Origin of the sequence: Chryseobacterium salviniae (assembly GCF_035819015.1) — a bacterium.
Lineage (GTDB): Bacteria > Bacteroidota > Bacteroidia > Flavobacteriales > Weeksellaceae > Chryseobacterium > Chryseobacterium salviniae.
Genome location: NZ_JAYLAA010000042.1, coordinates 119,604 through 130,352, shown reverse-complemented (window position 1 = coordinate 130,352; position 10,749 = coordinate 119,604). Strand labels below are relative to the sequence as shown.

General features: G+C 39.1%; 9 protein-coding genes and 1 pseudogene. 3 read left to right on the top strand and 7 right to left on the bottom strand.

What is annotated here, in order from left to right; genetic code table 11:
• Positions 1-357 precede the first annotated feature (357 nt).
• Both SOP96_RS12950 and SOP96_RS12945 read left to right on the top strand, forming a co-directional pair.
• Positions 358-648 (top strand): c-type cytochrome, encoded by a 291-nt coding sequence (locus SOP96_RS12950; protein WP_326321356.1) that lies wholly within the window; start codon positions 358-360, stop codon positions 646-648.
• 18 nt (positions 649-666) lie between these two features.
• Positions 667-954 carry a cytochrome C gene (locus tag SOP96_RS12945; RefSeq protein WP_326321355.1) on the top strand — a complete coding sequence of 96 codons (288 nt, stop codon included), beginning with the start codon at positions 667-669 and terminating at the stop codon, positions 952-954.
• 44 nt (positions 955-998) lie between these two features.
• Here SOP96_RS12945 and SOP96_RS12940 read toward each other — a convergent pair whose 3' ends face one another.
• The 3 genes and pseudogenes from SOP96_RS12940 to SOP96_RS12930 all read right to left on the bottom strand — a co-directional run bounded on the left by SOP96_RS12940 (position 999) and on the right by SOP96_RS12930 (position 3,815).
• Positions 999-1,505 carry a tetratricopeptide repeat protein gene (locus tag SOP96_RS12940; RefSeq protein WP_326321354.1) on the bottom strand — a complete coding sequence of 169 codons (507 nt, stop codon included), beginning with the start codon at positions 1,503-1,505 and terminating at the stop codon, positions 999-1,001.
• Positions 1,492-2,190, bottom strand: coding sequence for a peptide chain release factor H (gene prfH, locus SOP96_RS12935; protein WP_326321353.1), 699 nt, complete (start codon positions 2,188-2,190; stop codon positions 1,492-1,494). Before prfH ends, SOP96_RS12940 begins: the two co-directional genes overlap by 14 nt.
• A gap of 234 nt (positions 2,191-2,424) precedes the next feature.
• A pseudogene (locus SOP96_RS12930) lies at positions 2,425-3,815 on the bottom strand (RtcB family protein).
• Positions 3,816-3,971: 156 nt separating this feature from the next.
• On the opposite strand from SOP96_RS12930, the gene SOP96_RS12925 reads away from it, so the two are divergent.
• Positions 3,972-4,220 carry a hypothetical protein gene (locus SOP96_RS12925; protein WP_326321352.1) on the top strand — a complete coding sequence of 83 codons (249 nt, stop codon included), beginning with the start codon at positions 3,972-3,974 and terminating at the stop codon, positions 4,218-4,220.
• A 185-nt stretch (positions 4,221-4,405) separates the two neighbouring features.
• Here SOP96_RS12925 and SOP96_RS12920 read toward each other — a convergent pair whose 3' ends face one another.
• From SOP96_RS12920 to prfA, 4 genes are all read right to left on the bottom strand, one after another.
• Positions 4,406-4,906: a hypothetical protein gene (locus SOP96_RS12920; RefSeq protein WP_326321351.1), complete on the bottom strand. Its 501-nt coding sequence runs from the start codon at positions 4,904-4,906 to the stop codon at positions 4,406-4,408.
• A 60-nt stretch (positions 4,907-4,966) separates the two neighbouring features.
• Positions 4,967-7,084, bottom strand: a complete 2,118-nt coding sequence (gene scpA / locus SOP96_RS12915) for a methylmalonyl-CoA mutase (RefSeq protein WP_326321350.1) — start codon at positions 7,082-7,084, stop codon at positions 4,967-4,969.
• A gap of 297 nt (positions 7,085-7,381) precedes the next feature.
• Positions 7,382-9,493 (bottom strand): prolyl oligopeptidase family serine peptidase, encoded by a 2,112-nt coding sequence (locus SOP96_RS12910; protein ID WP_326321349.1) that lies wholly within the window; start codon positions 9,491-9,493, stop codon positions 7,382-7,384.
• A gap of 124 nt (positions 9,494-9,617) precedes the next feature.
• Entirely contained in the window at positions 9,618-10,703 is a 1,086-nt protein-coding gene (prfA, locus tag SOP96_RS12905; protein WP_326321348.1) for a peptide chain release factor 1, read from the bottom strand.
• Between the last annotated feature and the right edge of the window lie 46 nt (positions 10,704-10,749).

Genomic DNA, 10,749 nt, shown 5'->3' with positions numbered 1-10,749 from the left:
CCCGCCCCCCCCCCCCCCCCCCCCCCCCCCCGAAACCAAAAAATAGCGAGTGCGGAAAGCGGGAAAAAGCTCCTGAAAAATAATAAATAAATACAATTTGACGAAGTAAAATAGCTTCTAAAAATCTAAATATATCTTCATATAACCACCCCGTCAAAAATTTCTTAGAAATTTTCGCCACCCCTCCAGAGGAGGGGAATTGAAACCGAGTACACTTCACCTTTTAAATTAACAACTTACAAGTGAAACGAATTGGCCATTCACCCAATTACTATTTGTATTTCTTCTAAATTAAATCGCTGTTCAACTAACGAAAAATGGAAATCCCTACATTTGCTTTATTCAAATAATTACAACATGAAAAAAATCATTGCTGTAGCATCTCTTACAGCTGTTTTATTAACGTCTTGCACGCCAAAAGCAACGACGGCATCAGCTCCTGCAGCTGCTGTTTCTACAGCTGAACAAATTGCACAGGGAAAAACCATTTTCGAAAATTCCTGCGGAAGATGCCACAAACTTCCGGATCCGGCAGCTCATACTTCTGTACAGTGGGTAGGAATTATGAATTCCATGGCTCCCAAAGCAAAGCTTACTGATGAGCAGCACCAATGGGTCTACGATTACATCGTTTCTGCAAAAAAATAATCACTAAAAAATAGTAATATGAAAAAAATGGTCTTAAGCATCACGGTCTTTTCTGCACTGCTTGTATCGTGTGGGCCGAAAAGCACAGCCGTTACGGGCCCAAAATACTCTTCATCCGAGCAGTTGGCTCAGGGAAAAACAATTTTCGAAAACTCCTGCAACAGATGCCACGCTCTTCCCAATCCGGAAAAACATGATGATCAGGGATGGCTGAAAACCTTAAGCAGGATGGCTCCCAAAGCGAAACTGAATGAAGAACAGCATCAAATGGTTTATGATTATCTGATTTCCGTAAACAAAAAATAGCGGGTTAGAGTTTATTAAACATTCTCTAATAAAAAAAAGGAGACTTATTGCGTCTCCTTCTGTTTTCTTTTCTTAGGCATTTTCGATTTAATAAATTTCCTTCGGTCTTTTACTGCATTGTGACTGATCTCATCAAAACAATATTTTTCAGCTTCTTTAAGAAATTTTAAGGCATTTGCAAAGCTTCCTCTTTTTTCTGAAAGCAAAGATCTGTACAGCCATAATGTCATTTTATCAATCCCTTTGATCTTTAATGAATATTCGATAAGCTTTTGTGCTTCATGGAAATCTTCATTGTCCAACAGGCATTTGATATAATATTTTGGTGTATTAAGATTCGCCACATTACATTGCATAGCTTCTTCGAAGTACAATTTGGCTTTTTCATAATCCATCACTACTTCACTGTAAATCCTTCCCATAAGGCAAAGACTGTCGGCGTCTTCAGGATCGTAGGACAAGGCATAATTGAGTGCTTCCAGACAATCCGGAAGACTGTAAGGATAATTATCGAGCGCCTCAAAGTAATATTTATTTTTAGTTAAGGTCATTGTTGTAATTTTTTAATTCTTTTTTCATTTGATTTCTCTTCTTTTTAAAAGATTTTTCCTGATGATTTTTTTTGAAATCCGTTCCTGAAAACGTGCGGACTGGATTTCCTCTCTGCACCTGCAGATGATTATTCCATGTTTCCTGCATTCTTTTTTGAAGCTGAATAATATTCTGTTCCAACACTTTTTCTTTCAGTCTTGCGATGGAAAGCTTTTTATTTTCCAGCTGCGAACGGGAATCCTGTACAAAAACACTTTGTCCCGTCGGAACGTGTGTTGCACGAACCGCCGTATTCACTTTATTTACATTTTGCCCGCCGCTTCCCTGGCTTCGGGTTGTCTGAAACTGAATATCTTTTTCATTAAATTTAATTTTCTCCAATCCTTCCAGTTCAAAAATACCGATAAACCAGTTGCTTCTTTTGTGCAGCTTGCGGAAGGTACTTTTGCCAGTCCAGCAAATGCTTCCTAGCCAATTTTCTAAAAACCCGTTCAATTCTTTGGATTTTAAAAGAATCGTTACCGATTTCAGCGTAAGGTTTTCATCTCCTTCTTCACGATGAATAATCTCGTAACTGATCGTATGGTCTTTTACCTCATCGAGAAAAATCTTCAGCACTTTTGCTACTACCCACTGGCATTCTAAAGGCCCTCTTCCTGAGGTTATTTGTATGAGTTTTTCCATTTTTGTAAAATTTTTAGGATCGCTTCTCTATTTTTAGCTTTTTAATTTTTCTAAAATTTTAAGTCCGCGTTGAATTCTGAATTCCGGCCAGACTTCACCGTATCTTTTTATATGATGTGGTGCTCCCATTTTTTGTTTTTATTGATTGTTGAAATTCGGTTTTAATAAACCTAACAGGTTTTAAAAACCTGCTAGGTTTGAAGTGGTTAAATCTACCAAGCATTAAACCCAATTTTACTTATCCATTCTTACTATCCGCGGTTGGAATATTCCCAAAATATCGACCAATTCGCTTTGTGCATTCATCACTTCATTAATATCTTTATAGGCCATTGGCGCTTCTTCGGCATTACCACCCATCAACGTGACATTCTTTAGTTTTAATTCTTTTTTAATGTCATTTTGGGTAAAAAGACTCCTGCATTCTCCACGAGAATATGCTCTGCCTGCTCCGTGGGACGCCGAATATAAAGAATCCGGATTTCCTTTTCCGCGCACGATAAAGCCTTTGGCCGTCATGGAACCGGGAATCATTCCCAATTCATTTTCATTGGCCGGAGTAGCTACTTTTCTGTGAACAATTACTTCTTTTCCATTATAGATTTCTTTCCATGCGAAATTATGATGGTTTTCTATTCTGGCTTTTACTCTTCCTCCTACAGCTTCACGAGTCTTCTGTGGATATCGTTGTGACAAGCCGAAGTATAATCTCCCGCAAGGTTCATGGCGGTCCAGTATTCTAAACCGAGATGTGTGCTCAGATCCAGCCAGGCAAATTGCTGTGCTTCTTTTGGCAAAGAACATTGCTCTGCTGCCACTCTGGAATAGTATTGGGCAATTTCTGCTCCCAATCCGCGGGAACCGCTGTGTGAAAGAATTCCGAGATATTTTCCTTTGGGAAGACCTATCTGTTGGTCTTCTTCGGTAATTTCCACTTCCCCGAATTCTACAAAGTGGTTTCCGCCGCCGGAAGTTCCCATCTGTTTGATAGCTTTTCCTTTGAGCCTTTTTAAAATAGGGATCATATCAAACGTATTTCTGTCGAAAATTTCATGTTCGATATGAGATTTGTGCGTTTCATACATTCCAAATTTGGTATGCTCTGCAAGTGCATTTTCATATTTAGCTCTTGCTCCTTCCAGATATGAAATTGGTGTATCCAAAATACTCAGGCTCATTCTGCAGCCAATATCCATTCCGACTCCGTAAGGAATTACTGCGTTTTCAACAGCAAGCACTCCGCCAATCGGAAGGCCGTAACCGCTGTGTGCATCGGGCATTAAAGCTCCCTGAAGGGATATTGGAAGCTTCAAAGCAGTGTACAGCTGATTTTTTGCTTCTTCTGAAATATGAGTTCCGAAAATCTGAAAAGAAGCACGGTTTGCATTAAGCATTCTTTTTTCTGTTTTCTTGGATGAAAGCAGCGCTTCTGCGATTTGTCCGAAAGTTAGATCCTTTTCAAATTGCTCCGGATGCTGCAGGATTTCTTTTAAAAGAGACTTCACATGATGGATATTCTTTGTTGCGAAATTTCTCTTCATGACTTCCAAAGCAATGTTGATGCTCTGATTGTTCGGATAGCCTATTTTTAATATATCTTTTCCTTTAAGTTTTAAATTTCCCATTGTTTATAGATTTAGATAATAGACGCGAGATAACAGACACTTTTCTGCATCGTTTATTTTCCAGTTACAATTTAGCTGACTGATTTTGATACTGACAATCGCAGAAGCAATTAATCTTATTATGTTAAGATTCTTAATAGGCTTCACTGCTTCAGCATGACAGTGTTTATCCTAGCCCCGATTGCAACGGCATCCATTTTTGTTTGGGAAGGCTTTTTAGGCTTTGGAAACAAAAAAGATACAGTGGAAAGCGGGATTAAGCTCCTAAAAAAAATTCCGGGGAAACGTGTTGATTTTACAATATTGCGCAATAAAAAACCCGAAATCTGTACGGCTTCGGGTTTTGGTATTTCATTGTACTATTATTCTAAGAATGCACCAAGCCACGAAGCTTTACCACCATAAGCGGTAATCCAACTGTAGAATTCTGATTAAATCTGAACATTGCTTCGTATTTTAAAAGGTTAAACTTGGTTTTCAGGTGCAAATATATGATATTTTCATTTAGAGAGATTCTAAATTACAATTTCACTATTTATTACAGAAAAGCCTGCTGTAAATTCCGGCAGGCTTTTAAATTTATTTTTTACTTAGTCTTTTGAACCTAAATCGTCCATCGGGTCATCCATTCCCGGAATAACATTAGAATGATAGACTCTTTCCGATCCCAGGAAATAAATGTTATGTCTTGCTTTGGCAATGATACCGTCGTATTCCTGTTTCGTCATCCCTTCGGGTATATCCTGTTGGTTATCGGAAGGTTTTTTAAAGACTTCAAGCGCGCCATTCCGGCTTAATATTGATTTTGCGGAGGCTGCTTCTTCAGGAGTGTCTGCATAAACAACAACATTATTTCTACCGATACTGTGTTTACGATAGGCATCGAGCATTTCTGCATCATGAGCAAAAGTGTACTCGAAAAAGCCTTTTGTCTGCTCATCTTCCTGATAATGATCGGTTGATAGGCCGCTTTCAACGCTTGATTTTGAAACAATGATGTTTGCCTCGTTGAATCCGTTATTTTTTAAATCTTTTTTAATTTCCTCTGTGTCTACAGTGACCGGAAATACTGAAACTACTGTATAAGCCATAATGAAAATTTTCATTAAACTATACAAAAGCTGTGCAACTTATTCTTTGGAATCGTTAATTTAATTTAAAAATTTCTCCAGAATATCCACTGCACACTTTGGGAGATTGGTTCCGGGACCGAATATGAAGTCGGCTCCGTTGGCATATAAAAATTCGTAATCCTGCTGTGGAATAACGCCTCCGAGAACAATAGTAATATCATCTGCGCCCAATTTTTTTAATTCTTCCACCACCTGAGGAACCAATGTTTTGTGTCCGGCAGCCAATGAAGATACTCCTAAAATATGAATGTCATTTTCAACGGCCTGTTTTGCGACTTCTTCGGGGGTTTGAAACAATGGTGCAACATCCACATCAAATCCCATATCTGCAAATGCGGTTGCTACCACTTTTGCTCCTCTGTCGTGCCCGTCCTGACCCATTTTTGCCACCATCAATCTTGGACGGCGGCCTTCTTCTTCCTCAAATTTCTGAGTGAGCTGAAGCGCTTTTTCAAAGTATTCATTTTTTCCTGCATTCATGGCGTAAACTCCTGATATTGTCCTGATGTTGGCTTTGTATCTTCCGAAACTTTCTTCCATGGCATCACTCATTTCTCCGAGCGTCACTCTTCTTCTCGCAGCTTCGATACACAGTGCTAAAAGATTTCCTTTTCCGGTTTTGGCGCATTCACGGATTTCATTTAGAATTTCTTCAACCGCCTTCGGATCTCTCTGTGATTTTATGGCATTTAATCTTTCGATCTGTTTTCTGCGGACTTCCGTGTTATCGATATCCAAGATTTCAATCTGATCTTGTTTTAGCGATGATCTAAATGAATTTACTCCGATGATGAATTCTTCACCACTGTCAATTTTCGCCTGTTTTCTTGCGGCTGCTTCTTCAATTCTCATTTTCGGGATTCCAGCTTCAATGGCTTTCGTCATTCCTCCTTCCTGCTCTACCTCATCGATATATTTCATGGCTTCTTCAATCATCTGCCGGGTAAGGCTTTCCACTAAATTGCTTCCGCCCATCGGATCAACCACGTCGCAGATTCCGCTTTCCTGCTGAAGAATAATCTGGGTATTTCTTGCAATTTTTGCTGAATAATCTGTAGGGAGTGCAATTGCTTCATCTAAAGCGTTGGTATGCAACGATTGTGTTCCGCCTAATGCCGAAGACAGCGCTTCAATGGCTGTTCTGGTAATATTATTAAACGGTTCCTGTTCGGTAAGTGACCACCCTGAAGTCTGTGAGTGGGTTCTTAAAGCTAAAGATTTCGGATTTTGCGGATTGAACTGTTTTAAAAGGGTTGCCCAAATGTATCGTGCAGCCCTCATTTTAGCAATTTCCATAAAATGATTCATCCCGATTGCCCAGAAAAAGGATAATCTTGGAGCGAAATCGTCGATGTTCATTCCGGCTTTTATTCCGGTTCTTACATATTCGAGTCCGTCGGCTAAGGTGTATGCCATTTCCAGAACTGGTGTTGCTCCTGCTTCCTGCATGTGATAGCCGGAAATTGAAATGGAATTGAATTTCGGAATGTATTTCGACGTATATTCAAAAATATCAGCAATAATTTTCATGGATGGCGCAGGTGGATAAATGTAGGTATTCCTTACCATGAATTCTTTCAAAATATCATTCTGAATGGTTCCTGAAAGCAATTCCTGTGAAACACCCTGCTCTTCTGCAGCTACAATATAAAAAGATAATATGGGAAGGACTGCCCCATTCATCGTCATGGAAACGGAGATCTGATCCAACGGAATTTCGTTGAATAAAATCTTCATATCTTCTACGGAATCAATGGCTACTCCTGCCTTTCCAACATCACCCACAACTCGTGCATGATCAGAATCATAGCCTCTGTGTGTTGCCAAATCAAATGCCACAGAAAGACCTTTTTGTCCTGCTGCCAGGTTTCTTCTGTAAAAAGCATTGGACTCTTCTGCCGTTGAAAAGCCTGCATACTGCCGGATTGTCCACGGTTTCTGAACATACATGGTGGAATAAGGGCCTCTTAAATAGGGCGCTATTCCGGGGGTGGTATGAAGCAATTCATTATTCTGTATATCTCCTGTTTTGTAGGAGGATTTTAACTGCAATCCGTCTTTTTCAAAACTGTAGATTTCCGTATGCTTTTCGGATATATTAAATTGAGGAGTTTTGTTTTTAACTTCTCTTCTCATATTTTCAGATTTATTGATGGCTAAAATTACACATTTTTGAGATAATAAATTTGCGTTAATTTTTTATTGAAAATAATTAAGAAAGGTTTGATTAACTCAATAATGACTGTAATTTTTTTTCTCCATCGGATTTCACGGATTCCGCAGATAAGTGCTGGATGTTTTCGTAGAGTATCTTGTTGATTGTCGTTTACCTATATTTTAGCTAAAGCTTTTGGATAGACTTATATTGAAAAAACGGGCTAAAGCCCGTTTCTATTGATGTTGATCATTTAAAGTTAAATTGATACAAAAAAATTATTTTCCTAATTTACGAATTCCCATTTCGTAGAGTGCAAAAGAAATAAGGTCTGCATTCTCACCGATCACCTGGTCTGTGGATCTCCCGGCGCCGTGTCCCGCGTTTTTCTCAATTCTTAATAAAATAGGATGATCACATGCCTGCTTTTCCTGCAGCTCTGCGCCGAATTTAAAGGAATGCGCCGGAACAACCCTGTCATCATGATCGCTAGTAATAATCATTGTTGAAGGATAACAGGTTCCTGCTTTTACATTATGCACCGGGGAATACGATTTCAGGTATTCAAACATTTCTTTGCTGTCTTCCGCTGTTCCGTAATCGTAAGACCAGCCTGCTCCTGCTGTAAATTTATTGTACCTCAGCATATCAAGCACGCCAACTCCGGGAAAAGCAACTCTCGCCAGATCAGGACGCATCGTCATGGTAGCTCCAACGAGAAGTCCTCCGTTTGAACGTCCTGAAAGCGCCATAAAATGTTTTGAGGTATATCCTTTTTGCTGTAGATATTCTCCGGCTGCAATGAAATCTTCAAATACATTTTTTTTCTGCATTTTCGTACCTGCATCGTGCCATTTTTTTCCGTATTCACCGCCGCCGCGAATGTTCGGGACTGCGTAAATTCCTCCGTTTTCCATCCAGATGGCATTTACCACAGAAAAAGCAGGTTGCAAGCTGATATTAAAGCCTCCGTAAGAATAAAGAATAGTTGGATTTTTACCATCCATCTTTGTTCCTTTTTTATAATTGATCATCATCGGAACTTTTGTACCGTCTTTTGAAGTGTAGAATACCTGTTCAGAAACGTAGTCTTCCGGATTAAATTTCACTTTCGGTTTTTGATACACTTCTGATTTTCCGGTATCGGCATTGAATTTATAGGTCGTTCCGGGAGTGATGTAATTGGTGAATGAATAATAAAGTTCTTTCTCTTTTTCTTTTCCTCCGAAACCGGAAACATTTCCTTTCCCGGGAAGTGTAATTTCACGAATTACTTTCCCGTTTCTGTCGTATTGCGTTACTTTATCAATCGCATCAATCATGTAGGTTGCAAAGAAATATCCTCCGCCTGTTGTGATGCCTAATACATTTTCGGTTTGCGGAATTACATCTTTCCAGGTTTCAGGAGACGGATTTTGAATGGTGGTTTTTACCAAGCGCATATTCGGGGCATCTTTATCGGTAAATATATACAGATCATCTCCCTGCGTATCTACAATATCAGCATTAATATCAAATCCTTTATTGATTTGTATAAAATCTCTTCCGTTTTTGAGGTCTTTTATGTATAGTTCATTTCCGTTGGTCGCATTGGCTGCTGAAATGATAAGATATCTTTGATCTTCAGAAACTCCAGCTCCAATATATCTTCTGGGGGTTTTGTCTCCTCCGAAAATTAACTGATCTTCGGATTGTTTGGTACCTAATTTATGAAAATAGACTTTATGCTTGTCGGTCATCCCGGAAAGCACGGTTCCTTCTTTCGGCTTATCATAGCTGGAATAGTAAAAACCTTCGTCACCCAACCATGAAATACCGCTAAACTTTACATCTACCAGTGTTTCGTCGATTTGTTTTTTTGAAATGGCGTCGATGATAATGATTTTATTCCAGTCGCTTCCTCCTTCTGAAATGGAATATGCCGCAAGATTTCCCTTTTTGTTAAAAGACAACTGGGAAAGTGATGTTGTCCCTTTATCTGAAAATTTATTCGGGTCTAAAAAAACTTCTGTTGCTTTTGTTTTATTATGGGTTCTGTATAAAACAGATTGCGCCTGTAAGCCGTTATTTTTGTAATAGTAGGTATAATCGCCTTCCTTAAAAGGGGCTGAAATTTTCTCATAGTTCCAGATATCAGTGAGTTGTTTTCTGATTTCTTCTCTGAAAGGTATTTTTGAAAGATAGTCCTGGCTGTGTTTTACTTCTTCATCTACCCATTTTCTGGTGGCTTCGGAATCGTTTTCAAGATCTCTGAAAGGGTCTCCAACAGCAGTTCCGAAATAATTATCGGTTTGATTACCTTTTAATGCTTTAGGATACATCATTTTTTGTGAATACAATGTTGCCGAAAACAAGACTCCGGCGGTTAGTAATAATGGTCTGAATTTCATATTAGCTATTTTTCCAAAAGTAAGGAATCTAAATGAAAATTCCTTATGGTAAAAACTACAGCCCTTTTGAAATAAAAAAATCTCCGCATTCCGGAGATTTAACAAAGATTTTATGATAAAGATTTTATAAATTTTCTTCTTCGCCTTTCATTTTTTCGGCATTTTCTGCCATGATTACGGCATCAATCATTTCAGAGATATCTCCATTCATGTAGGCATCTAAATTGTACATGGATTTGTTGATTCTATGATCGGTAACCCTTCCCTGCGGATAATTGTAGGTTTTGATCTTCGCGGAACGGTCACCGGTGGAAACCATTGTTTTTCTTTGTGCTGCGATATCACCCTGAACTTCCTGCAGTTTGATATCGTATAATTTAGCACGAAGCATTTCCATTGCTAATTCACGGTTAGCCAGCTGGGAACGGGCCTGCTGACAAACCACCACAATTCCCGAAGGTTTGTGGGTAAGCTGAACTTTCGTTTCCACTTTGTTTACGTTTTGTCCTCCGGCTCCACCTGAACGGGATGTCTGCATTTCAATATCTGCGGGATTGATTTCTACATCTACTTCTTCCGCTTCCGGTAAAACGGCTACGGTAATTGCCGAGGTATGAACCCTTCCCTGAGATTCGGTTTCGGGAACACGCTGTACACGGTGTACTCCGGATTCAAATTTCATAATTCCGTACACGCCTTCTCCTTCCACTTTCATGATGAGTTCTTTGTAGCCTTTTGCTGCTTCGTTGGAATCTGTCACTTCATGTCTCCAGCCTTTTGTTTTGAAGTACATAGAATACATTCTGTAGATATCTTCCACAAAAATCGCGGCTTCATCACCTCCTGTTCCTGCACGAAGTTCCACAATTACGTTTTTATCATCCGCCGGATCTTTAGGAATCAACAATACTTTCAATTCTTCTTCAAGCCCCGGAATTTTGGACTGAGCTTCCAGCTTTTCTTCTTTAGCAAGATCTACAAGATCTCTGTCTGAACCGTCTGCAATAATTTCTTCGGATTCAGCAATGGAATCCAGAGCACCTTTATATTGATCGTAAACTCTTACAATTTTCCCCAAATCGCTATATTCTTTATTCAGAGAAGAGTATCTTTTCTGATCTGAAATAACATCAGGCTGAATAATAAGGTCTGCCACCTCATTATATCTTTGTTTTATAGCTTCTAATTTTGGAATTAAACTCTTAGACATAGTAAAAATTTAGTTGGCAAAGATACGGATTGATTTGTAGATGTGC